Here is a 23,333-nt window from a genome sequence, read left to right on the forward strand (position 1 = left end):
TCGCGCGGTCCTCGGCATGTCGTTGTCACCTGCGGCCACAAAAAAAGAGAGGGACCGCGTCCCTCTCGATGTGACCCGCTTTATTCCAGCACGCTCAGCAGCTTGTACACCACGAAGCCGGCAACGGCCGTGCACGGAAGGGTAAAGATCCACGCGTAGAGGATCTTCCCGGCAATGCCCCATCGCACGCTGCGCAGGCGTTCGGCCGCCCCCACACCGACAATGGCGCCGGTGATCGTGTGCGTCGTGCTGACGGGGATGCCGATTTTGGCCACCGTCGTGAGGAGCAGCGATGCGGCCGTCTCCGCGGCAAACCCGTGGGGCGTCTCCATGCGGCTCAGGCGCAGGCCCATCGTCTTGATGACGCGCCAGCCGCCCGCGGCCGTCCCCGTCGCCATGGCCAGACCGGAAGCCAGGATGACCCAGAAGGGTACTTCGAGGGAATCCTGCACGCCCCCCGCCACCAAGGCCAGGGTAATGATGCCCATCGCTTTCTGGGCGTCGGAGGTTCCGTGGCTAAAGGCCATGAATGACGCCGAAAAGATCTGCAGCGGCCGGAAAATGCGCTTCACCCGCGACGGGCTGACATTGGCAAAAAGGTTTTTAATGAGCTTCATAAGAACATACGCCAGCACCCCGCCGAGGAGGGGCGACAGGATCATGGCGAGGAAAATTTTCGTTAACCCCTTCGTCTGCAACACGTCGATCCCGCTGTAGGCCACCGCCGCGCCGATCAGTGATCCGAAGAGGGCGTGGGAGGCGCTGATGGGCAACCCCAGCAGCGTCATCACCGCGTTCCACAGGGTGGCGACAATCAGGGTGGCCACGATCACCAGCTGCGTCACGCCATGGGGATCGACGATGTCCCCCCCGATCGTCTTCGCCACCGCCGTGGAGAAAAACGCGCCAGCCAAATTGAGGATGGCCGCCAGGATGACGGCCTTCATGGGGGTCAGGGTGCGGGTACCCACCACCGTGGCAATGGCGTTGGCCGAATCGTTCCAGCCGTTCGTGAAGTCGAAGAAAAGGGCCAGCACGACGACCAGAACGAGCAACACCATTGGATCAAGCATACTTCATGACCACGCTTTCCAGGACGTCCGCGACATCCTCGACACTGTCGGTGACGTCCTCCAACTTTTCGTAGATCTCCTTCATCTTGATCAGCTCGATCGGGTCGGTCGCGCTGTCAAACAGGCGTCCCACCCCTTCCCGCATCAGCCGGTCGCCTTCGTTCTCCAGGAGGTTGAGTTCCACGCTGATCTTGCGAATCGTCGCGTAGTCGCGGTTTTTCAGCGCAACAAAGGCCTCGTGCAGGAACTGGGCCGAACGGACCAAGATGTCGGCGAACTGCACCAGGTAGGGCGTCGTGGTTTCCACGCGGAAATAGACAAAGCGCGAGGCACAGGCTTCCACCCCATCCAGCACGTCGTCCAGCTTCACCGCCAGCTGCAAGATGTCCTCGCGATCGAGGGGCGTCATAAACGTCTGGTTGAGCTCCTTGATGAGCAGGTGGGTGTACTGGTCGCCCTTCGATTCCAGTTCCTTCAGCCGCTCCGCGTAAACCTCCTTTTCGCGCAGCGTCTCCACGTTCTCCTTAAACAGCTGCACGGCCTCGACGATGTTGAGCGCCGCGTTGATGAGCGTCTGGTAGAACAGCTCGTCTTTGGACCGGTTGAAGAACAAGGTTGATTCCTCCCACGCGAAAACTTGTCCACCCCTTCTATGATAGTGGGAAAGCGGGCAAACGCAAAATGACCTAAATAAAGACTTCATGATTCCTTAACAATCCCTTAACATGATCCAGAACGCACAAAGCCGTTCGGCGATGCCGAACGGCTTTGCTTTTCCCATGTCCTCATCCAAACCGCCAGCAGCCCAAGCTGAGCGACCCGTACTGGTACGCCTGGTACAAGCGCGCGGCGCGCTGGACACCATCGGCCGCCCCCATGGCAATGAGCAGCGGAACGAAGTGTTCGCTTGTCGGCACCGCTCGCTGGGCGTGCGGGGCCAGCTCCGCGTACCGAAAGAGCGTCGGCAAATCCCATACCGAAAGCACCTGCGCCAGCCAGTCATCAAATTGCACCGCCCACGACGCCGCCGCCGCCGGAGCCGCCCAATCCAGGGCGAACAGGTTGTGCACCGTCCCGCCGCTGCCGATGATCAGCACGCCTTCATTACACAGGGACATCAGCGCCTGCCCAATGCGATACTGCTCCTCCGGCGGAAGGCTTGGGTTAACCGACAACGCCACGACGGGAACGTCGGCCTCCGGGTACAAGAGGCGAAGCGGCACCCACACGCCGTGGTCCAACCCCCTCTCCGCGTCGAGGGAACAGGCGATCCCCACCTGGGCCAGGCACTCCGCGATCTCCCGCGCCAGTTCGGGATCACCTTGTGCGGGGTACGTGAGCCGATACAGTTCCTCCGGAAACCCGTAAAAATCGTACAACAACCGATGCTGCGCCGCCACGCTCACCTGCTGCGTCGGATGCACCCAGTGGGCGGTAAACACGACAAGCGCGCGCGGACGCTCCAACGCGTCGCCGAGCTGCCGGAGAAAGCGGGCGTACGCACTGTCCTCCACGGCGAGCGTCGGCGCGCCGTGGGCCACAAACAAGGTAGGCAACGTCACCGGACATCCTCCTTCCCCGCGGCATCGGCAGCCGTTACCACACATTGGCCAGCCAGAAATCGATCGGGATCCCGACCACCAGGTTAAAGGGCAGCGTCGCTCCTGCGTCAACGAGACGGCCTGAACCCGAATGTTCGCAACTTGCGATAAAGCGTGCTACGGCTGATGCCCAACAGCTCGGCGGCCTTGGACTTGTTGCCCCCTGTCGCCTGCAGGGCGCGCAACAGCGCCTCCCGTTCCAGGTCCACGAGCGGAGGCGTCGTCTGAACGTCCGTCGCCAGAGACGCGGAAAACAAGCCGGGACCGGGTTTCTTCCCCGCGCCTTCGGCCGCCGCGGCTGCCTCGGCGGCCCCTTCGCCGGCCATTTCCCGCCATACCCACTCCGGAAAGTGATGCACATCCACCCACCCCTGTTCCGCTTCCCAGGCCGCTTGGCGCAGCGCGGCGTACAGCTGGCGAACGTTCCCCGGCCAGGGGTGGGCGGCAATCAGGGAGCGGGCGGCATTGGTCAGCGATAGGGAAGGCAAGCCCCGCTCGGCGGCAATGCCCGCGAGAAGCCGTTCGGCCAGCTCGACACGGTCACGGCGCAAGCGCAGCGGCGGAAGGGTAATCACCACCCCCTGCAGGCGGTAAAAGAGGTCGGCACGAAACCGTCCCGCCCTGACCTCGGCCCACAGATCGCGGTGGGTAGCGGCAATGATGCGCACATCGACGGCAATCGGGCGGCGCCCGCCTAACCGCACAACCTGCCGTTCCTGCAACACGCGAAGCAGCACCCCTTGGGCCTCAAGGGGCATGTCGCCAATTTCGTCCAGGAAAAGGGTGCCTCCGTTGGCCAGTTCGAACTTGCCCGGCTGTCCCTGCGGGCTTGCCCCGGTAAACGCGCCCTTTTCGTACCCAAACCACTCGCTTTCCCGCAAGCTCTCGGGTATCGCCCCGCAGTTAACGGGAACAAAAGGGCCGTCGGCGCGCAGGCTGGCACGATGGATGGCGTGGGCCAACATTTCCTTCCCCGTCCCCGTTTCCCCGAGAAGCAATACCGGCTCGTCGGTGCGCGACGCTTTGCGAGCAGTCGATAGCGCTTTCAGGAAGACGGGGTCGGATCCGATCAGGTCGTCAAAGGTGTAACGGGCCGCCCATGCCTCGCGACGCACCGTATCCCTTGGCCTCCCCGACCGCCGCGTCACGGCAGGCGCCACGGACCCGGGTGAAGCCGCATCCCTTGGCAGTTCTTGACCGCCCGCCTCGGCATTCGACCGGCCCGCTTCCCCCTCATCCGACAGGGACGCGAACGTGGGGACACCGAAGGACCGCGGCCGGCGGTCATCCAGCACCTCGCACCAAAACCCGGGCCCCTCTCCCGGTTTGACCACCAGGGAGTGCCGCCCCCCCTTCTCCACATCGGCGAGGGGGACGGTAAAAACGGTGTGCCACAGCCGGCCCGCCACCCGGCCCAGTGGACCGGCGTAGGCGCCGTGCGTGCCCCAAACGATTCTTCCGTCAGGATCGACGGCCACCACGGCATGCCAGTCCAGCGCATCCGACGCGATGCGCAGGAGCAGGTGCCGGTTCGCCCGCCGGCGTACCAGCGCTTCCTCCACGGCCTGCGCGGTCAGGCTCACGACCGTGAGCACGAACGGATGATAGGCACCGGCGTACCCGCTGACGTCGAGAACTCCGACGAGCGAGCCGTCCGGGGCAAACACGGGCGACGCGGCGCAGCACAAGAAGCGGTTTTCCCTGCAGTAATGCTCGTCGCCGACAACGGCGACCGCCCGTTTTTCCGCCAGCGCCGTCCCGATGGCATTTGTCCCCTTTACCGGCTCGCTCCAATCGGAACCGCTGGCCAGATGGACGCGGGCGGCGTCTTTCGAGAAAACGGGATCACCCTTGCTGTCGAGGATCACGCCGTCTGCATCGGCTGCCAGTACCATTGCCCCCCACTGTTTCACCCACCCATAAAGCTGCTGGAGCCACCCGTCCGCTTCGCGCAAAAACTCCCCCCGGGCGTTGCGCCGGCGACGAAGTTCCGCTTCGGAAAGCAGCACCGGCTCAACCCGCTCCGGGTGAACGCCAAACCGGCGGCTCCGTTGCCAGGAAGCCTCGAGGCTCATCGACCATCCCCCTTTCGGATGATCGGCGTGCATTTGTTATTGTATCAAACATTCTGAACACAATGGTGTCGTTTTTTGCGACAGGTGTTTCAATACGGGACACCGTTCCCCCTCCGGCCAACCGGTCCTGCGGAACACGCCGGTCCCGAAACGCGCCTCGCGCGTGCCTTCACCGCCGGCCAGCCCCTCCCTCCACCGCCCCACAACCGTTGGCACGCAACTTGCTCGTAATTTTGTGGCGAGGGGAGAGACGCAACACCCTTCCGAATCCCCTCAAGCGCACATCCCACGATCAAGGAGGTATGGCCATGTCCGTTTCCACGTCCTCTTCCACAGTTGAACTGCACCCCAAAGTGAAAGCGTTTCTCGCCGACGCTCCGAAGAAGCTGTTCATCGGCGGACAGTTTGTCGAGTCGGCGTCCGGAAAAACGTTCCCCAGCGTCAACCCGGCCACCGGCGAAATCCTGTGTGAAGTATACGAGGCCGACGCCGCCGACGTCGACCGCGCAGTGGAAGCGGCCGAGCGGGCCCTGGAGGGACCGTGGTCGAAGATCTCTCCCAGCGAACGGGGGCGCCTGCTCTGGAAACTGGCTGACCTCATCGAGGAGAACCTGGAACCGCTTGCGCAGCTGGAGACACTGGACAACGGCAAGCCGATCCGCGAGACGCGCAAGGCCGACCTGCCGCTGGTGATCGACCACTTCCGCTATTACGCCGGATGGGCGACCAAGATCACGGGCGATACCCTTTCCAACTCGGTAAGCCCTTACCTCTTTACGTACACCCGCCGGGAGCCCATCGGGGTCGTGGGGCAGATCATCCCCTGGAACTTCCCGCTCCTCATGGCGGCGTGGAAGCTTGGGGCCGCCCTGGCCGCAGGCAACGTCGTCGTGCTGAAGACGGCGGAGCAGACACCGCTTTCCGCCCTGTACCTGGCCGAACTGATCCGGGAAGCCGGATTCCCCGACGGTGTGGTCAACATCCTCTCCGGTTTCGGCCCGACGGCGGGTTCTGCCATCGTCCGCCATCCGCGCGTGCGCAAGGTAGCCTTCACCGGTTCGACGGAAGTCGGGAAGATCATCATGCGCGAGGCGTCCGGGAACCTGAAGCGCGTGTCCCTTGAGCTGGGCGGCAAGTCGCCGAACATCGTCTTCCCCGACGCCGATTTTGATCGCGCGGTTAAGGGTGCCCTGCACGGCATCTTCTTCAACCAGGGGCAGGTGTGCAGCGCCGGGTCGCGCCTCTTCGTGCACAAAAAGGTGTACGACAACTTCCTGGCCGACCTGACCGACTACGCGTCCCGTCTGAAGCAAGGTCCGGGCCTTGACGAGACGACGGAAATCGGTCCCCTGGTGTCGGAAGAACAGTTCGAACGGGTCACCGGCTACCTGAACAAGGGCAAAGAAGAGGGGGCCAAACCGCTGGTCGGCGGCGAGCCCAAGTCCGGTCCCGGCTACTTCATTCCGCCGACAGTTTTCGCCGACGTCCATGATCGCATGACCATCGCCAAGGAGGAAATTTTCGGGCCTGTCGTTGCGGCGATGCCCTTCGACGATGAAGAGCAGCTCGCCGACGTGATCCGGAGGGCCAACGACTCCGAATACGGCCTTGCCGCCGGCGTATGGACGACGGACCTGCGCAAGGCCCACCGCGTCGCCCACGCCTTGCAGGCCGGAACCGTGTGGGTCAACTGCTACAACGTCTTTGACGCCAACGTGCCCTTCGGCGGGTACAAACAATCCGGCTTCGGGCGCGAGATGGGGCACTACGCCCTGGAGTTGTATACGGAAGTCAAAGCGGTGTGGGTGAACATCGAGTAAGGCGCACAAGCCGAGCGGGCGGTCGCCCGCTCGGCTTTGTTGTTTCGCGGTTCCCGCCAAAAAATTGTCCGTCCGCACGCCCCACGGACGGGTACCGGCTTTGGTATAATGGCGTCGAACAACCCCGACGCATGGAGAGAAAGGAGGCTCCTGCGCCATGGCACGACGCGGCAAGGGCAAATCGCTGCTGGCGGCCTTGCTCCTCAGCACCCTGCTGGCCGGCTGTTCCAACGGCGCCGGTTCCCACGAGGGCGCAAACCCCGCCATCCACACGGCGCCGAATGGTGACCTTCGCGAGGTGACCGCCTCGGTGGACACGCTGCCGACCTTCTTGGACGACAAGCCCGAGCCGATCCGGGCGACATACCGCCTGGCCGGGCGGCACGCCGACGTGCTGCGGTGGATGCCCTGCACGTGCGGATGCGGTCCGTCGGCCGGACACCGGAGCAACCTGGACTGCTTCATCCACGAGATCCGGCCGGACGGCTCGGTGATTTGGGACGACCACGCCACCCGCTGCGACACCTGCCTGCGCATCGCGGCGGAGGCGGCACACCTGGCAGAAAGCGGGAAATCGACGCAGGAGATCCGGCAACACATTGACGCCAAGTACGGAAAATACGGCCCGCCTACGCCGACACCCCAGCCGCCGGCATCCTGACACGCCTCGCAACGCCGTCCCGTCAATAGGGCGGCCACAGCACGCGCCGCGCCTGGGCGAAACGGCGGTTCACCTCGTCCCAGTTGACCACATGCCACCACGCCTCGATGTAATCGCGGCGGCGGTTCTGGTACTTCAGAAAGTAGGCGTGTTCCCACACATCGAGGGCCAACAGCGGAATCTGGTCTTGCTGGGACAGGTTTTGATGCTTTTCCGCCTGCAGGATTTCCACGCGATGGGCGCGCGGCGACCAGACCAAAAGCGCCCACCCCGGCCCTTCTACCTTTTCGGCGGCGGCGGAAAACTGGTCGCGGAACGCGTCGAAGCTGCCAAAGGTGCGGGCAATCTCCCGGGAGATGGAGCCGGTCGCCGGCCCACCGCCTTGGGGCGACATCCCCGCCCAAAAGAGGGTATGCAGGTAGTGCCCGGCGCCGTTGAAGGCAAGCTGCCCTTCCCAGTATTTCACCAGGGCAAATTGCCCGGACTGGCGCGCCCGCGCCAGTTCCCGCTCCGCCTCGTTGAGCGCCTCGACATATCCGCGATGGAGACGATCGTGGTGAATGCGCATGGTCTCCTCGTCGATGTACGGCTCCAGCGCGTCATAGGGATACGGCAGCGGGGGCAGCGTGTGACCACCAATCGGTACGGGACGGGGCAATCCCCCCTCTCCCGCCACCGGGACCGCCCGGGCAACACCCAAGCGCGCCACCTGGTCCCCGATACGCCGCGCCTGAAGCATCAGCTCGTGTACGGCCCGGTCTCCGGCAACCGCATGGGGCAGCAGCGCTCTCGCCTGTCGGCGCATCGCGCGCAGGGCGTCGATTCCCGCCTCCACGGCCTGGGACGGGCCGCCGGCCTCCTGGCGCAGGACGCGCTCCACATCCCGGCTCCACGCGATGAGCCGTTCCAGCCCTGCGGCGACAGAAGGCGGGCGAAACGGTTCAACCACGTCAATCCCCTCCTCGCCTGTGTTCCGGCTTCCCCGTCGAAAACCGACTCTCCTTTACGGTATGAGCCGGAGCCCGACGGGGTTCAAGAGAGGGGACAAGCCGCAGGCAGTCGCATCCGGTCGTGTGCGCACATCCGAAAGAGGGGCGGGCCGCTCCCTCCCTCTACCCGTCCTCACCCTCCGACTCGAGTGGCCTGCTCCCCATAAAGCCGTCGTAAAGGCCGTGGTAATAACGGACGCGATCTTCCCCCAACCGCCAGCACAGAAACACCGGCTTTCCGTTTACCATCGCCGGGAAATCCACCACCCCCCCAATCAATATCTTTCACCAGAACCCCGGTTTGATGGATGCGCTCAAGGATGGCACGGGCCTGGATGCTGAGGAAGTCCAGCTCCGCTTCCTGCTGGAAAAAGGGATCTGTTTCTCGGGTCCCGTACTGGGCCACAGCCCGGCGAAGCCGCTGGAGCTGCATCCATTTGTTCTCGTACTCGCCCTTGAGGCGCTGGAGTTGTTCCAGTTGCGCCCGCAACCACGGGAGCAGCGCGTTCGCCTCCTCCACGGAAAACCGTTTCTCCACCTTGGACAACTCTTTCCTCCTCCCGCCTGTTCCGCACATCAACAGCGCAAGCCCAGCAAACGGCTGGGCTTGCGGTTGCTCCCCTTACCTTTCCACCAGCTTGCCCGTCACGTTCCACTCGTGCAGCGCAAGCCCCCGCGCCCCGTGAACGACGTACGGGTCACCCTCGGCCAGTTGTCTTGCCTCCTCCAGCGACTCCGCCAGGTAGAGGACAAGGCCGCCCGACCCGTCGGCGAAGGGGCCGCGGGCCAAGATCTTCCCTTCCCGCTCCAGGGTCTCCAAGTACTCCAGGTGCTGCGGCCTGAGGGCCGCGCTTTTCTCCGCATCGCGCATGGGCAAGAAGGCAGCATAGACTTTCACGTACGTTTCCCTCCTCTGGCCAGTGGGATGCGCGCGATCAGACGCCGTAGACGTCGCGCACCTTCTCCTCCAGGAAGGCAATGAACGGCCGCGCCGTCGGCGGCTCGCCCGTGGCCTTCTGGATCAACGTCTCGGGCAAGTAGCGGCGTCCGTGCCGGTACACGCGATCGGCCAACCAGGCGCGGATCGAAGCAAATTCCCCGCGGGCCACCCGCTCGTCCACGTCGCCCAGCTCGCGGCGCATCGCGTCATACAGCTGGGCGGCGTAGAGGTTCCCCAGGGTATACGTGGGGAAATAGCCGAAAAGCCCCGCCGACCAGTGCACATCCTGCAGCACCCCGTCGGCGTCGGTCTGCGGCTCGATCCCCAGGTACGCCCGCATGCGCGACCGCCACGCCGCGGGCAGGTCGGTCACGGCCAAATCGCCGGTCAGGAGCTGCTTCTCCAGCTCGTACCGCAACAAAATGTGGAATTGATAGGTAAGCGGGTCGGCGTCGACGCGGATGAGCGACGGCTCAATCCGATTGATCGCCCGGTAAAACGCCATCAAGGAGACGTCACCGAACGCCTCCGGAAACCGGCTGGCGGCCTCCGGATAGTACCGTTCCCAGAACGGCCGGCTGAGGCCGATGAACGTGTCCCAAAAACGCGACTGCGATTCGTGAATGCCCATTGAGGCGCCCTCCGCGAGGGGCGTGTCGGCCCACTCCGTCGGCAGATGCTGCTCGTACAAGGCGTGCCCGCCCTCGTGCAGGGCGCTGAAGAAGGCGTCAACAAAATCGTTCGGGTTGTACCGGGTAGTGATGCGCACGTCACCGGGGTGAATGCCCGTACAGAAGGGGTGGGCGCTGACGTCAAGGCGGCCGCCGTCAAAATCGAACCCCATGTCGGCGAGCACGCGCTCAACGAAGGCGCGCTGCCGATCCACGGGAAACGTGCGGCGCAGGAAGGCCGCGTCAACGGGCCCGGCCCCGCGCACGCAATCCAGCAGCGCCTGAAGCGGCGGGTAAAGCTCCCCAAAAAGCGCATCCAACTTGTCCACCGTCATGCCCGGTTCATAATCATCGAGCAGCGCGTTGTACGGGTGGCCGTCATACCCCCAACAGTCGGCAAAGGTGCGCACCATCGCCACAATCCGCTCGAGATAGGGCGAAAAGCGGGCAAAGTCGTTTTCCTTGCGCGCCTCGGCCCAGACCGCCTCCGCCTCGGTGGTCAACTCGGCAAAGGCGCGCTGCAACTCCAGCGGAACCGCTCGTCGCCGCTCGATCTCCCGCTTTACCAGGCGTACGGCCTCGCGTGTCGGCTCCTCGAGCCGCGCCGCCGCCTCCGGTTCGGTCAACGCCTCCACATCCTCAGCCAGCTGCGGGTCGAGCAGCAGGCGCAGCTGGTGTTCCGTCAGCGTACCGATCACCTGGGCGCGCGCTTCCACGCCCTTTCGGGGGAGCATCGTCTGCGCGTCCCAGCTGAGCAGGGCCAAGGCCCGTTCATAATGTTTAATCGTACGCACGCGTTCAGCAAAGCGGCGCACGCGCGTCTCCAGTGACGTCGTCTGCACGTAACACGCCTCCCTTTGTCCGCATCTCCTGCGTCGACTGCGGAAATCTGTGGTGAAGTCGGATTTCGGCGGCCAACCGGAAATCTCCTGCCACCCGTGTACCGTTTCGCTATACTGAAGGAGGAGGTGTCGGCCGTGCTGCCCCTGGAAGAATGGATGATCGAATCATTCTGGGAGATGCTACGCAGACTGCGCGTCACCTACCGCTTCTGGCCCGACGTTCTCCAGCAGATCGAGGAGCGACCCGACGACTTCGGCAACACGCCACAGGAGCGGATCGAAAATTACATCCTGGACGCCCTGTTCGATTACCACGAAGACGACTGGTGGGAGCGCATCAACCCTGCCCAGGGCGAGGCGTTTTGGGAGGGGGCTAAGAACGAGTTCTTTCTCGCTGCGCTGCAGACGTTGGAAGAAGTGATCGCCGAACCCATCCTCGCCATGGACGAAGAAGCGTTCCGCACCGTTCAACAGGCCTTTTCCTTTCGCGCCAACCTGCAGACGCCGGTCGGCGATTACCTCGACGCTTACGGCGAAGAAGGGGCTGCCCGCTACGAAGACTATGCCGAGCGCCTCCACGTGATGGCCAAGGTGTGGACAGACCTCTTTTTTGCCCGCCTGGAACAACACTATCCCCGGGCGCGGGAAGCCACCCTCTTCGGCCCCCATTACCGTCGCGGCCAGTTCCGGGTCATCTCGGCCAAGACAAAGGAAAACGAGTAACGAAGAAAAGTCGCCGGCCGGCGACTTTTCTTCGTTCACGTTATTGCAATGGCGATTGGTGGTCCTGCAACTGCTGCAGTTGCTGCTGCACCTGCGCCAGTTGCTGTTGAACCGGCTGCACCTGCTGTGCACCCAGGCTCTGCTGGGCTTGCTGCAACTGCTGCGTGAGTTGCTGCAGCTGCTGCTGCGCCTGTTGCAGTTGCTGCTGCTTTTGCTGCGGATTGACGGCAACCTGCGCCTGCTGCACCGCCTGCTGCACCTGCTGGACAGCTTGCCGCAGTTGCTGCAGTTGTTGCTGCTGGTTTTGCCGGTGCATGGGAATCCTCCCTTTCCTTTCATGATCCGGCGGCGGAGATCCGCGCGCCAACATTCAATAGGATGGCAATCTCCCCCGCGATTATGCCGTCCATCGGCACGCCTCGTGCCTCCCCGATCGTAGAAAGATGTGGTATGCTTTTTTCGTGGCTGAAACCATCCGGTTTACGAAAGGAGCGGCGGCCTGTGGGCGCGTACCTGCGCAGCCTCGCCTCCCTTCCCCCCGGGGTGCGGCGCTTTCTGCTGGGCGAACCGCTTTTAGGTCTCGGCGTCGGCTTGATCGCCATGGTGCTCAACCTGCACCTGCTGGCCCTCGGGTATGATGAAGCAACAATCGGACGCGTCACCTCGTTTTCCACGCTGGTGATGGGCGCCGCGTCCCTTCCGGCAATCGTGCTTTGCCGCAGATGGGGACGCCGCGCGGTGCTGCTGGTGGGCCTCACCCTGATGAGCGGGGGAACCGCCGCAACGGCCGCCGTACGGGAATTGCTCCCCCTGGCCCTGGCCCAAGCCGTCTACGGGATCGGCCTGGCGCTGCTTCTCACCGCGGAAGTACCGCTGCTGTATGGCTACTGCACCGACGGCCGCGCGCGTATGCGGGCGTTCAGCATGATGTTCGTCGCGTATACGCCCTTCACCGCCCTTGGCACGTATCTCGGCGGCGCCCTGGCCGGTACACTGCCGGGCAGCACTCCCTACCAAGCCGAACTGTGGGTCGCCGCCGGCGCGATGGCCCTGTGCACTCTGACGCGCGCCTGTCTCTTGCCTTCCGCGCCGCACCGTGGTGACGAAATCGGTGCACTCCGAGCCGCCCGTCTGCCGCGCCCGGTGTGGGTGTTTACCGGTTTTAGCATCCTCAGCGGCTTGCTCTACGCCCTGGTGACCCCGCTGGCCAACCTCATCGTCGGCGCACAGCTGGGAGGGGACGATACCGCGACTGCAACCCTCCTGGCCGTGCATGCCTTGGCCTCTTCCCTCTCCGCCCTGCTGGCCCCCTACTTGCTGGAGCGATGGGGAACCTTCCGCACGGCCGGACGCCTCTTTGCGCTCAATGCCCTTGTCGCTGCCGTCCTGGCCGTCTCGCTGCCCGTTCCGCTATTCGTCCTCCTCTTTCTGATACGGGGCAGCCTGTTCACCCTGCTGGCCAACGTCACCGACGGGCAGATCCTCCAGGCTGTGCCCGACGCCCAGCGCGACCTCCTGGCCGGACTGCGCAACATCGCGCGCAACGTCGGCGCGGCCATGGGCACATGGGCCACCGGTGAAGCCCTCTATCACGAGCTGGCCACGGTGCCGTTCGCCCTGACCGCCGCGGCCACGCTCATGGCCTGGGCCTATTTTGCGCGCGTGTGCTGGCCTCAGATGGCCACGTGGGAAGACTTCGGGGGACCAGCGCCCCCTGCGGCTCGCCGCGCCCCGACAGGCGCTTCATCGTCGTGATTTGCGGGATGCGACCCTTCGACGATCCGGTAGCCCACCATAGACAAACGTCTCTTGCCCGCCAAAACGGGCAAGAGACGTTTTTCGTCCGTGCGTTAGCCCTGGGCACCAACGGCCGTATCCCGCCACTGACTGCCGATGCTTTCCCTGTCAACGGTGTCTAGGCATCGGCCCCCACGGCTTCGTCAATCGTACGATACCCGTCGCGCTCCAGGAGCGCAAGCAGTTCGCGATTGATCCGCCGAACAATCCCCGGCCCGCGGTAAATCAGGCCGGTATACACCTGAACCAGGCTCGCCCCGGCACGGATCTTGGCGTAGGCGCCGGCACCGTCGAACACGCCGCCCACGCCGACAATCGGCACCCGTCCCTCCGTCGCGCGGTACACGTGGCGAACCATTTCCGTGGCCCGCCCCTCGAGGGGGCGGCCGCTCAGTCCCCCCGCTTCGTGGGCATGAACGCGGTTTTTCAGCCCGGCGCGATCGACGGTCGTGTTCGTGGCCACAAACCCGGCCACACCCTGGTCGAGAGCGGCGCGCACCACCTCCCGCATCAGCTCCACGTCGAGGTCGGGGGCCAGCTTCACCAAAACGGGCTTGGCCGGTGCGCCGGTCTCCCGCGCCAGGGACCGCGCCTCGTCCAGCACCCCTTCGAGCAGGCGGCCAAGGGCCTCGGCGCGCTGCAGGGCGCGCAGGCCCGGCGTGTTGGGAGAGCTGACGTTGACGACAAAGTAGTCGCCGTAGGCATACAGCGCGCGCAGGCAGCGGCGATAGTCGTCGAGGGCCGCCTCGTTGGGCGTGTCCTTGTTCTTGCCAATGTTGATACCGACGGGAACGGTGCACACCTGCCGCACCAGCGAGCGGGCCGCCGCCTCCGCCCCACGGTTGTTGAACCCCATCCGGTTGATCACCGCCTCATCTTCCGGCAGGCGAAACAGCCGCGGACGAGGGTTGCCGGGCTGCGGCCGCGGCGTAATTGTGCCCACCTCGACAAACCCAAACCCGAGAGCGGCCAGCGCCGGATAGACGGTCGCGTTCTTGTCAAAGCCCGCCGCCAGGCCAACCGGATTGGGAAAGCGCAGGCCCCACCGCGTGACCGCAAGGCGCGCATCGGTCACGGCAAAGGCGCGGGACAAGAGGGCCAGCGCGCCCGGCACACGCTGCACGGTGGCAAGCGCCCCCACCGCCCACTCGTGGGCCGTCTCCGGGTCAAGTCGAAACAACAGCGGCCTGATCCATCGGTACATCCATCCTTCGCTCCATTCGTCCCATCATGCGCAAAACCGTGGATACGAAAAAGGCTTCATGGGGAGTGTACACCACCCGCCACAAAATTGCCATGGCCACATTTCGAATCACCAACCGTTGTGGTACAATGAGAAGTGATACACCAATGGAAAAACGAGGTGACCACGGTGAAATACCGGAAGTTATACGGCACCGATATAGAGGTATCCGAAGTTGGCTTCGGCGTCTGGTCGGTGGCCACCAAGTGGTGGGGCGTGACCGACGAGAAGCTCGGCATCAAGCTCCTGCGCCAGGCCTACGAGGAATACGGCATCACCTTCTTTGACACGGCTGATGTTTACGGCCAGGGGCGCGGCGAGACGATGCTGGCGGAAGCCTTTGCCGGCATGCGCGACAAGGTGGTCATCGCCACCAAGTTCGGCTACGACATCTACTCCTACCCCGGCGAGCGCAAGGGCCATTCCGAGCTGCCCCAGCGGTGGGACCCCGACTTCATCCGCATGGCCTGCGAAAACAGCCTCAAGCGTCTGAACACCGACTACATCGACCTCTATCAGCTGCACAATTGCCGCATGGAAGTCATCCAGAACGACGCGGTGTTCGAGACCCTCGAAAAGCTGAAGGAGGAAGGCAAGATCCGCGCCTACGGCGTCGCCCTCGGCCCCGACCTGGGGTGGCGCGAAGAGGGCCTCGCCGCGATTAACCGGCCGGGCATGACCTCGGTGCAGATCATCAACAACCTGCTCGAACAGGACCCGGCGCGCGACTTCTTCCCCGTGGCCAAGGAGAAGCAGGTCAGCCTGATCGTCCGCGTCCCTCACGCCTCGGGTCTCCTCGACGGCTCCTACGACCCGAACAAACACTTCGACAAGAGCGATCACCGTAACCACCGCCCGAAGAAGTGGATGGAGGCCGGGCTGGAGGCGGTGCGCCAGCTGTCATTCCTGTACGGGCCCGACACGGGACGGACGATTGGCCAGGCCGCCATCCTCTTCTCCCTGGCCCGCCCGTCGGTCAAGACGGTGCTGCCGAACATCACCAGCGAAGAGAACCTCAAGGAGTTCGCCCAAGCCGTCGACTGCCCGCCGCTGACCGCCGAGGAGATGGCCAAGATCGAGGAACTGTGGGTTGGCGGCCTGAACAAGCTGCTCGAACAGCCCATGGCCAACAGCCAAAACAAGCCCACGCCCGTCGCGGCACGATAAGTTTCGCGACCGATGCAAAAGCAAACGCCCTTCCGGGTGGCACAAGGCCGCCGGAAGGGCGTTTTTTTTGATGGATCTCCCCCGCATTCTCTCTGATGCATGCCCTCCCCACGGATGGGCATGTGGAGTTGGTCGGTTATGGCCCGGTTAGCTCGACCCATGCCCCTTTCGCCGGGCTCGCAGCCGGACAAACATCCCGACCAATCCGATGAGGAGCGCAAAAACGGCAAACCGAAAAGGAGCCGTTCCCGGTTCCACCCACAACGTAGGCGAAACCCAACGGTAAAATCCGGCGACGGACAGTACCAGCATTCCCACTCCAAGAGCGAACACCAGAAGAGCTTTCCATATCCTTCCTTTTCTAACAACGAGAAAGGACAACAATCCAATTCCTAAAGAAAAAATCAGGTCGGAGAAAAAAAAGAATCCGTTTATGAGTGGAACGGGAAGCGTCATTTGCGTGGCGAGCTGCGATCGCATGACTGCCAAGATCCATTCCGACAAAAATGACAGAGACACACTACAGATAAGCAAGATAAAAAACCCAATCGCGTCCACGACCATCCCCCTTTCTCTCTCCCTTCCCCGAAGAACTTCTACCAAACAAAAGCAAATGACAATACTCACTGGAACAACGAGAGCACGGCAAGCAACCCAATCGAACTGTTAACCCGGAAGCCAGATGGTCAAGGAACTTAAATGGCCAACCCCGCATGGACGAGTGGCTCACCAGCACCCACCCCGCCGAAGTTTTCCAAACGGCATAGCCAAAGGCGATCACCGACACGGCGTGGGAGAACCACCACAGAAAAATCCACGGATTCACCACCCTCAATCCCTCTTCAGGCGCTTCCCGACAAGCGCCGCCACGGTAAAGACGGGGGTGAGCACCACCGCCGACAAGCCGCCCAACAAAACGGAAGCCGCTGCCGAATAATCATCCCAACCCGTTCCGTCAGGTTCATAAAGAGTAGGAAACGTCTGCGCGATCGAAAACAGCACGCTGAAACACACGAGGGGAAGCAAGACGGACAAGCCCACGGCCCTCCAGGGTGAGCGCGCGGTTATCGTCCAGGAAACCGCGGCGGCAGCCACCAGCAGCACCAGAACCGCCGTCCCGCCCCACATCCAGGTCCGGTACACCACGCTTTTCTGGGCAATGTTGCCGATGAGCAGGGCGCCCGCGATGAACAGGGCCATGCCAACCCCCGTCACCACAGCCGCCAGGCGTCTTCTCTCCCGTCGGGCGCAGAAGGCTGCCAAAGCGCTCGCCGCTCCGCCGAGAATCCCCCACATCGCAGAAGCGAGGAGAATGGGGTAGAGAATCCTGGGATCATCGTCGTCAAAGGCAAACCACTTAAAGATGGGGAGAACCGGTTCGTACATAAGGCGTAGGGAACCGCGTACAACCCCCTGCATGGACTCGCTGGCCAGGGCCAGCACAGAGCTGAGGAAGAAAAACGAGCCAAACGCGGCACATCCCAAGGCGACTGCCCCTAACCGGTTCATTGGGCACCTCCTCCCTGTGCGCAAGCCGACGTAGGGAATCTTGCGCCCCATCAGATTTTCCACGAATGGTCGCGCACCACCATGGGCTTGCGGCCCTGTACGTTAAAGGGGGATGGAAAACCGAAGCGAATCACCCCAGCAGATACTCCCGCCGGTTCACGAGCAGTTGCCCCAGGAACAGGAGAAGCAGGGCCGCAACAAACAAGATCAGCGTCACCCGAAGCGGGCTGGTACCGGGCAACGGCCATACCGTCTGAAAAGGATTAAACGAGACGGTGCTGTGCGAGAGCACCGAATAGCCAACCCGAAGACTCGACGCATACACGCGCACTCCTTCCCCCAAGGAAAAGACAGCCACAAGCAGATACGTATAGACCAGGCGCCGGGTGAGCGCAACGGCGAAAAACGCCAGCGCGGCAAAGAACAGGATGCTCGTGGCCAACATCACCCACACCACCGGCGACACACCCCTGTCGGGGCTAAAAAGGAAAAGCAAGCGGGCCACGCCCCACACAAACAACCCGTAGAGCGCTGTCGTGCGGAGGACGCGTCCGATCCCAAAAACCCAGTTCTTGTAGGGCAGTGCCAGCAACGTCTCCTTCCCATCGCTTTCGACCCAGTCCTGGTACAGGGCCACAATCCAAAACGTGATCAACAGCGGCGACCATAAGCCGACCGTTTTCAGAATGGTTTCCGCCGTCAGCATTCCCACCCGGCCGCCTTGGCCAAAGTAAAGGTAAAGCACCATTCCCAGATGCGCCACAAGGGGAAAGGAAAAGTTCCAGCCCATCGCGCGCAGGTCGAGCCACAGCGGGGGGAACATCATTCGCCGATCCATGCAAGGTAGCCCTCCTCCAGCGAGGGGGTGACGGGTTCGGCCGCTTCACTCGGCCGCGTGTCGCTCAAGATGCGCGCTTCCATGGTGCTCCCCCGCGACACAGAAGAGACGATGCGGTACCTCTCTTCCAGCAAGGCGTATTCCCGGGCGTCGCCCACCCAGCGCCAAACCCGGCCATCGGCAACCTGGACCAACTCTTCGGGAGAGGCAAAGGAATGGGCCTTCCCCTTCTTGATCACCGCCAACTGGTCGCACACGGCTTCCACATCTCCCACAATGTGCGTGGAAAGGACGACCACCCGCTCCTCCCGGGCCAGGCGGCGCAGGAGGAGGCGAAAACGCACCCGCTCCTCGGGGTCAAGCCCCGCCGTCGGCTCGTCGATCACGATCAGCTTGGGGTCGCCCAGCAAGGCTTGCGCAATGCCGAGTCGCCGCCGCATACCACCGGAGAACGTGCCCACCTTCTTGTCCGCGTGCGCCGTCAAGTTCACCTCCTCGAGGACCGCGTCGATCTGCCGTTTCAGTTGCCCCTTTTCCACGCCCTTGAGTGCGCCGATGTACGCCAATACCTCACGCGCCGTAACGTTGCGAAAAACGCCGAAGTCCTGCGGCAAATACCCGAGCATCGCCCGCACCCGGTAGGCGTCGCGCGCCCAATCGATCCCGTCGGCCGTTATCGAACCCCGGTCAGGGCGGAGAATGGTGGCCAAGATGCGCATCAAGGTGGTCTTGCCGGCCCCGTTGGGGCCCAAAAGCCCAAAGATGCCCGGTTTTATGGTCAATGTCACGTCTTCCAACGCCGTTTTCTTTCTGAACGCTTTCTGCACCTGTTCAATTTGAATGATCACCACTCCAGCCTCCCTGTCGTTCCGGCTGTCAAGCTCTTGTACCAGGCTGAAAGTTTCCGCTTGACCTCGACCGTCTTCCCTTGCCGCTCCAGATGCAAGATCTCTTGGACCGCCTTCTGATAGGTCGCCGGCATTGGTTGATCCAGGTAGGAAGAAAGCGAGAATCCTTCATAGAGATGCTCGTATACGGCGGTTAGGAAAAACGGGGCGTAGCCGTCCGATTCACGGTAGCGACTATACCAATAAAAAGCGGGCAACATGCCCCTTGATTGAGCAAGGAAGTCCCCTTCCTTGCCATAGTAAAGGTGGAGGAAGTATTCATCCAGATGAATCGCGTCGCGGTAAACCCTGAGCGGTAAATTTCGCTCCCCCTGCGCGCTATACAGCGGCACGACAAAAACATTGGACGGTATGGAATAATTAGGTACTCCCAACCGTTCCCCCATACGCTTGACGTTCTCCCGGAGATGAGCCAGCATCACGGGGACACGGTTGATCCGATCCGGCGGCGCGACGATCCGGTAGCCGTTCACGCGCGCCTCCACAAGCTTTCCAGCCAGAAGGGTTGGCCCTGAAGCTGTTCCATGAAACGCGTTGGCACCGGCCTCTGGCAGGTTACTGTAAATTTTGAGAGGGGAAGATATCCAAACTTTAAAATCCGACGGTTCCTCAAGCTCCAAATTAAGAAAAAGACTCGGAAATTGATACCCAAACGCGGGTGACGCATAAATGCTCTCGGCCACACGCCATTTTCCGGGAATTGGGTACCAGGGAAACCCCGAAGGAAGATAAATCGCCTGGGGCTTCAGCACGCCGCCGCTCCCCGGGGAACCTTCGACGCGCAACACAATCGTCCCTTCCTTTTTTCCTCCCGGCCATTTCAGCCGCAGGAGATCCCCTTCCCGTTCCCAGGGAAGGTTTTGCTCGCCAAGTTTCGCTTCCTGAACCGTGTATCCGTGGTAGAGGGTGAACTCCAGCCAGTCGACATCGCCCTGGGTCTGGATGCCGAGTTCAGCGGTGTACGTCATGCGGTACCCCTGGTGTTCAACATCTAAAACAACCTGCCGAACGGAAAAAGAAGGCGGGCGCGCGTACGAGCTCCCCAGGGGGGATTGTTGCTGCACCTCTTCATAGTGACGCATGTCCAGTCCGCCAAGAAGAGCAACATTTTCCCCCTCTGGGTAGGGATTGACCTTCGACACGAGTGCCAACGCGCATACAAAGGGGAGCACGGCAAGCGCGACCAGCCCAATCCTCTCTTTCCGCGTTCGGTCGCGAAGACGGCAGGCAAGAAGGGATGCGGCCAACAACGACAACGAAAGGAGGAGCAAAAAAATGTGACGCCAAAACGCCGCCGCGGTAACCGCGAGGCCTTCGTAACTGTTGAACACGGGATCATCGATTTCACCCTGATTCAGCCACAACGTCAGCGCGTGCGGGAGACGGAACCACTCAAGCCAACCATTGTAGGGCGTGAGCGTAAGCCAAACGAGAAAGATGAGGGGATAAATCCATTTTGACGTCACCAGCACGCCCAGCACGTACCCGAGGATACCCGCACTTAACAGGGGAAGACCCCAGAAAACCGCAAGATAAGCGACGGTGTCGGGCCAATAACGAAGAAGCGGGCTTTGCATCAGCCACTGGAGGCCCAATGTCGCAACAGAAGCCGAGAGGAAAAAGATCAACACAACCGTCGCCCAGGCCAAAAGTTTGGCAAAGGGGCGAAAGGCATCGCCCGGCAGGGAGGCCATGACCTCGGCAAAGTGGGCAGACTGCTCCCGGCGGGCCGAAAGCACGCCCGCGAGAAGACCGATCATGATCACGCCCATGCTCATCAAATACGACATGGTCTTAAACATGCCCCCGGCATCAAACATCCCGTCGGGATACCGGTGATAATACCCTCCGACTCCCGTGTAATAGAGCAACAATAGCCCTTGCGCCAACCAAAGGAAAAGATCCTTTCGGAACAGGCGCCATTCCATCCGGAACAATGCGGCAAATACGGTCACGTCATGTCCCTCCGATAAGAAAAAAGAATGAGTCACGGGTAACAAGTCGAACTTGTCGGCCAGTGACGAAAGGTGCGACAAATGTTCCTCTGTTTTCTCGCCAGGGTTGGGGTTTGGATTGTTGCCCTTGAACTTACGTAAAATTCCCGGTTATCTCCTTACTCCGCTTCCATCATAACCCTGGAAAAAGAAACGCGTCAACGATATCTGAATAAGAATTCCAACGAAACCTTCTCCAAAAACACAGCCCCTGCGGCCACAGCTGCACGTCATCCGCAAGGGCTGGGTCTCGGGTGCTGTTTTTATTGTTCCAGGGCCCGTGGCCAGGTTTCATCCCCACTGCGCGTCCGGAACCTCGTCCCGCACGAAATCGCCGCTTTTGCCGCCCCGCTTTTCAACGAGGTATGTCGGGCCGATGACCATCGCCTTGTCGAGGGCCTTGCACATGTCGTACACGGTGAGGGCGGCGACGCTGACTGCCGTCAGGGCTTCCATCTCCACGCCGGTGGGGGCGGTGGTGGTCACCTCCGCCTCGATGCGCAGCGTACGGTCGTCGGGGAAGGCGAAGCGAATGTCGATGCCAGTGAGAGGCAGGGGATGGCACATGGGGACAAGCTCGGGCGTCTTCTTGGCGGCCAGAATGCCCGCCACCTGGGCCACGGCCAGCACGTCGCCTTTTTCCACGCCCCCCTGGCGAATGCGCGCCAGCGTCTCCGGCGCCATGCGCACGGTGCTGGCGGCCACCGCCTTGCGCTTCGTCGCCGGTTTGCCCGACACGTCCACCATCCGCGCGCGCCCCTGTGTATTAAAGTGGGTCAGGTTTTGCCCGTCCATCTCACGCCCTCCCTCGTTGCGGTTGAGCTCCACCGGCCCGCGGCTGGCTCTTCGATGCAGGCCGGGGCGCGTGTGGCTCCCGCTCCATTGTACCGCACCCCGGTACCGTACCGCACCCTTCCAGATGCACGCCCACGCCGCCTCGGCCTTCGCGTTCAGATCCGTAAGCAAGAAAAAATCCGCGTCCATCCGGGCGCTATGTCCCTTTGACGGGCTGCCGCGCCGGAGGGTAATCGTCGGGTTCCGTCGTGAGGCATTCGGACGTCACCGTTGCGTCGGCCTCGCGATCCCGAAAGATCGGGTGGCGCCGGTGCTCCTCTCCGTGTACGAGAAGCGATTCCGTTTGCATCGTGCTGTGCCGAATGCCAAAGCGGTCCCGGAGAAGCGCGGTGGCCTCCTTTACCACCTGGTGGGGATCGCGGCCGTGTTCCAGGAGCAGGTGACAGCTAAAGGCATGCTGGGTGCTGGTAATCGACCACAGGTGCATCTCGTGGACATCCATTACGCCGTCCAAGCGGAGCAGGTGCTCGCGGATGGCATCGACGGAAATGTCGCGCGGCGCCGCTTCCATCAGCACGCGTCCGGCTTGGGCCGTAACGCGTATGCCGCCAAGTCCGATGACCACGGCAATCAGGACACTGATTGCGGGGTCAAGCCAGCGCACGTTCCACAGCCAAATGGCCGCCGACGACAAGAGGACGCCGACAGAGCTGAACAGGTCGCCCAACACGTGCCACAGCGCGCTGCGCACGTTGAGGTTTTCCGTGTCGCCAAAGTGGCCGAGGATCACGGCGACGACGAGATTGACGAGCAACCCGATGGCTGCAACCGCGATCATGATACCCGGCTGGACCTCCGGCGGGTGGAGGATCCGCTGCGCCGCCTCGACGACAATCCACCCGGCCACGGCCACAAGGGCCAAGCCGTTGAGAAAGGAGACGATCATTTCAAAGCGCAGATACCCGTATGTGTAACCCCCACGGGGTGGACGGGCAGACAAAAGGGCCGCAACCAGTGACAGGCCCAGAGCCAGCACATCGCCGGCCATGTGCCCGGCGTCGGACAGCAAGGCCAGGCTCCCGGCGATCACGCCGCCGAAGCCCTCGACAACGGCAAAAATCAGGGTCAGCGCAAAAGCCGCCAGCAGGGCGCGCCGATTCTGTCGCATTCCCCTGCGCACGTGCGGGTCGTGGTGAAAATCGTCCCGACTGGCCACCTGCTCACCTCGCTTTTCCCTCCCATCGCTATTATTGTACACCGCGTACCCCCATGTGAGCCGGGCGATGTACACGCTGTTTCCGAAATCGCCATGTTTTCGCCGCCCCCGCTCCACCATGCAAAACGCTAGGCAGAACGGCCCCTCATGTGGTAGGGTGTAGGGAGAACCAGTGCGATGTGCGATGGCGCTCGGAGCCAATCCAAAGGGGGACCAGCCATGACCATTAGGGTGCGGCTTTTTGCCGAACTGGCCGAACGGGCCGGGCAAGACGAGCTCATCCTTTCCGTCCCCGCCGGCGCACGCGTTGCCGACGTGCTCGATGCCGCTTCCCGCGCCTGTCCGGCGCTGGCCGACTTGCTGCCACGCTGCGCCGTTTCCGTCAATTTGGCCTACGCGCTCCCGACGCGTCCTGTGGCCCCGGACGACGAAATCGCCATCCTGCCGCCGGTCAGCGGCGGCTGACGGGAG

At 62.7% G+C, this 23,333-nt stretch carries 23 protein-coding genes and 1 pseudogene; 6 read left to right on the forward strand and 18 right to left on the reverse strand.

Going from position 1 to position 23,333, the window contains the following annotated elements:
* Positions 1–80: 80 nt before the first annotated feature.
* The 4 genes from ACYQ0Z_RS10880 to ACYQ0Z_RS10895 form a co-directional block, all read right to left on the reverse strand.
* The gene (locus ACYQ0Z_RS10880; RefSeq protein ID WP_459867959.1) at positions 81–1,061 is read right to left on the reverse strand and encodes an inorganic phosphate transporter; all 981 of its coding nucleotides are present in this window, start codon (positions 1,059–1,061) and stop codon (positions 81–83) included.
* A gap of 4 nt (positions 1,062–1,065) precedes the next feature.
* Positions 1,066–1,686: a DUF47 domain-containing protein gene (locus ACYQ0Z_RS10885; protein ID WP_459867962.1), complete on the reverse strand. Its 621-nt coding sequence runs from the start codon at positions 1,684–1,686 to the stop codon at positions 1,066–1,068.
* A gap of 172 nt (positions 1,687–1,858) precedes the next feature.
* Positions 1,859–2,635: a DODA-type extradiol aromatic ring-opening family dioxygenase gene (locus ACYQ0Z_RS10890; protein WP_459867965.1), complete on the reverse strand. Its 777-nt coding sequence runs from the start codon at positions 2,633–2,635 to the stop codon at positions 1,859–1,861.
* A 107-nt stretch (positions 2,636–2,742) separates the two neighbouring features.
* The gene (locus ACYQ0Z_RS10895) at positions 2,743–4,749 is read right to left on the reverse strand and encodes a sigma-54-dependent Fis family transcriptional regulator (RefSeq protein WP_459867968.1); all 2,007 of its coding nucleotides are present in this window, start codon (positions 4,747–4,749) and stop codon (positions 2,743–2,745) included.
* Positions 4,750–5,057: 308 nt separating this feature from the next.
* Here ACYQ0Z_RS10895 and ACYQ0Z_RS10900 point away from each other — a divergent pair, with 308 nt between their 5' ends.
* Together ACYQ0Z_RS10900 and ACYQ0Z_RS10905 are read left to right on the forward strand one after the other, a co-directional pair.
* The gene (locus ACYQ0Z_RS10900; RefSeq protein WP_459867971.1) at positions 5,058–6,569 is read left to right on the forward strand and encodes an aldehyde dehydrogenase family protein; all 1,512 of its coding nucleotides are present in this window, start codon (positions 5,058–5,060) and stop codon (positions 6,567–6,569) included.
* A gap of 157 nt (positions 6,570–6,726) precedes the next feature.
* Entirely contained in the window at positions 6,727–7,230 is a 504-nt protein-coding gene (locus ACYQ0Z_RS10905) for a PCYCGC motif-containing (lipo)protein (RefSeq protein ID WP_459867974.1), read from the forward strand.
* Positions 7,231–7,252: 22 nt separating this feature from the next.
* On the opposite strand, the gene ACYQ0Z_RS10910 is transcribed toward ACYQ0Z_RS10905, so the two are convergent.
* The 5 genes and pseudogenes from ACYQ0Z_RS10910 to ACYQ0Z_RS10930 form a co-directional block, all read right to left on the reverse strand.
* Positions 7,253–8,179, reverse strand: a complete 927-nt coding sequence (locus tag ACYQ0Z_RS10910) for a superoxide dismutase (protein WP_459867977.1) — start codon at positions 8,177–8,179, stop codon at positions 7,253–7,255.
* A gap of 163 nt (positions 8,180–8,342) precedes the next feature.
* Positions 8,343–8,468, reverse strand: a complete 126-nt coding sequence (locus tag ACYQ0Z_RS10915) for a DUF2203 family protein (protein WP_459867980.1) — start codon at positions 8,466–8,468, stop codon at positions 8,343–8,345.
* A gap of 13 nt (positions 8,469–8,481) precedes the next feature.
* Positions 8,482–8,796: pseudogene (locus tag ACYQ0Z_RS10920) on the reverse strand (DUF2203 family protein); the annotation flags it as partial.
* A 45-nt stretch (positions 8,797–8,841) separates the two neighbouring features.
* Positions 8,842–9,117, reverse strand: a complete 276-nt coding sequence (locus ACYQ0Z_RS10925; RefSeq protein WP_459867983.1) for a YciI family protein — start codon at positions 9,115–9,117, stop codon at positions 8,842–8,844.
* 37 nt (positions 9,118–9,154) lie between these two features.
* On the reverse strand, positions 9,155–10,672 hold the full coding sequence (locus tag ACYQ0Z_RS10930; RefSeq protein ID WP_459867986.1) for a carboxypeptidase M32: 1,518 nt from the start codon (positions 10,670–10,672) through the stop codon (positions 9,155–9,157).
* Between the two features lie 126 nt (positions 10,673–10,798).
* On the opposite strand from ACYQ0Z_RS10930, the gene ACYQ0Z_RS10935 reads away from it, so the two are divergent.
* Positions 10,799–11,395 (forward strand): hypothetical protein, encoded by a 597-nt coding sequence (locus ACYQ0Z_RS10935; RefSeq protein ID WP_459867989.1) that lies wholly within the window; start codon positions 10,799–10,801, stop codon positions 11,393–11,395.
* 40 nt (positions 11,396–11,435) lie between these two features.
* On the opposite strand, the gene ACYQ0Z_RS10940 is transcribed toward ACYQ0Z_RS10935, so the two are convergent.
* A complete protein-coding gene (locus tag ACYQ0Z_RS10940) occupies positions 11,436–11,711 on the reverse strand; it encodes a hypothetical protein (protein ID WP_459867992.1) in 276 nt (91 codons plus the stop codon).
* A 185-nt stretch (positions 11,712–11,896) separates the two neighbouring features.
* Between ACYQ0Z_RS10940 and ACYQ0Z_RS10945 the strand changes: the two genes are divergently transcribed.
* A complete protein-coding gene (locus ACYQ0Z_RS10945) occupies positions 11,897–13,150 on the forward strand; it encodes an MFS transporter (protein WP_459867995.1) in 1,254 nt (417 codons plus the stop codon).
* A gap of 160 nt (positions 13,151–13,310) precedes the next feature.
* Here the strand turns inward: ACYQ0Z_RS10945 and ACYQ0Z_RS10950 are convergent, their stop codons facing one another.
* Positions 13,311–14,396: a quinone-dependent dihydroorotate dehydrogenase gene (locus tag ACYQ0Z_RS10950; protein WP_459867998.1), complete on the reverse strand. Its 1,086-nt coding sequence runs from the start codon at positions 14,394–14,396 to the stop codon at positions 13,311–13,313.
* A 168-nt stretch (positions 14,397–14,564) separates the two neighbouring features.
* Here ACYQ0Z_RS10950 and ACYQ0Z_RS10955 point away from each other — a divergent pair, with 168 nt between their 5' ends.
* The gene (locus ACYQ0Z_RS10955; protein ID WP_459868001.1) at positions 14,565–15,602 is read left to right on the forward strand and encodes an aldo/keto reductase; all 1,038 of its coding nucleotides are present in this window, start codon (positions 14,565–14,567) and stop codon (positions 15,600–15,602) included.
* A 147-nt stretch (positions 15,603–15,749) separates the two neighbouring features.
* On the opposite strand, the gene ACYQ0Z_RS10960 is transcribed toward ACYQ0Z_RS10955, so the two are convergent.
* The 7 genes from ACYQ0Z_RS10960 to ACYQ0Z_RS10990 all read right to left on the reverse strand — a co-directional run bounded on the left by ACYQ0Z_RS10960 (position 15,750) and on the right by ACYQ0Z_RS10990 (position 22,862).
* The gene (locus tag ACYQ0Z_RS10960) at positions 15,750–16,160 is read right to left on the reverse strand and encodes a hypothetical protein (protein ID WP_459868004.1); all 411 of its coding nucleotides are present in this window, start codon (positions 16,158–16,160) and stop codon (positions 15,750–15,752) included.
* Positions 16,161–16,433: 273 nt separating this feature from the next.
* Complete coding sequence (locus ACYQ0Z_RS10965; protein WP_459868007.1) at positions 16,434–17,111, reverse strand: hypothetical protein; 678 nt, start codon at positions 17,109–17,111, stop codon at positions 16,434–16,436.
* Positions 17,112–17,241: 130 nt separating this feature from the next.
* Positions 17,242–17,949 carry a hypothetical protein gene (locus ACYQ0Z_RS10970; protein ID WP_459868010.1) on the reverse strand — a complete coding sequence of 236 codons (708 nt, stop codon included), beginning with the start codon at positions 17,947–17,949 and terminating at the stop codon, positions 17,242–17,244.
* Positions 17,934–18,797 carry an ATP-binding cassette domain-containing protein gene (locus tag ACYQ0Z_RS10975; protein ID WP_459868013.1) on the reverse strand — a complete coding sequence of 288 codons (864 nt, stop codon included), beginning with the start codon at positions 18,795–18,797 and terminating at the stop codon, positions 17,934–17,936. Before ACYQ0Z_RS10975 ends, ACYQ0Z_RS10970 begins: the two co-directional genes overlap by 16 nt.
* The gene (locus ACYQ0Z_RS10980) at positions 18,794–20,812 is read right to left on the reverse strand and encodes a hypothetical protein (protein WP_459868016.1); all 2,019 of its coding nucleotides are present in this window, start codon (positions 20,810–20,812) and stop codon (positions 18,794–18,796) included. Before ACYQ0Z_RS10980 ends, ACYQ0Z_RS10975 begins: the two co-directional genes overlap by 4 nt.
* A gap of 330 nt (positions 20,813–21,142) precedes the next feature.
* Positions 21,143–21,646, reverse strand: coding sequence for a cyclic pyranopterin monophosphate synthase MoaC (gene moaC / locus ACYQ0Z_RS10985; protein ID WP_459868019.1), 504 nt, complete (start codon positions 21,644–21,646; stop codon positions 21,143–21,145).
* A gap of 196 nt (positions 21,647–21,842) precedes the next feature.
* Positions 21,843–22,862, reverse strand: a complete 1,020-nt coding sequence (locus ACYQ0Z_RS10990) for a cation diffusion facilitator family transporter (protein ID WP_459868022.1) — start codon at positions 22,860–22,862, stop codon at positions 21,843–21,845.
* Between the two features lie 219 nt (positions 22,863–23,081).
* Here ACYQ0Z_RS10990 and ACYQ0Z_RS10995 point away from each other — a divergent pair, with 219 nt between their 5' ends.
* Positions 23,082–23,327 carry a MoaD/ThiS family protein gene (locus tag ACYQ0Z_RS10995; RefSeq protein WP_459868025.1) on the forward strand — a complete coding sequence of 82 codons (246 nt, stop codon included), beginning with the start codon at positions 23,082–23,084 and terminating at the stop codon, positions 23,325–23,327.
* The last annotated feature ends 6 nt before the right edge of the window (positions 23,328–23,333 follow it).

Source organism: Calditerricola yamamurae, assembly GCF_054654135.1.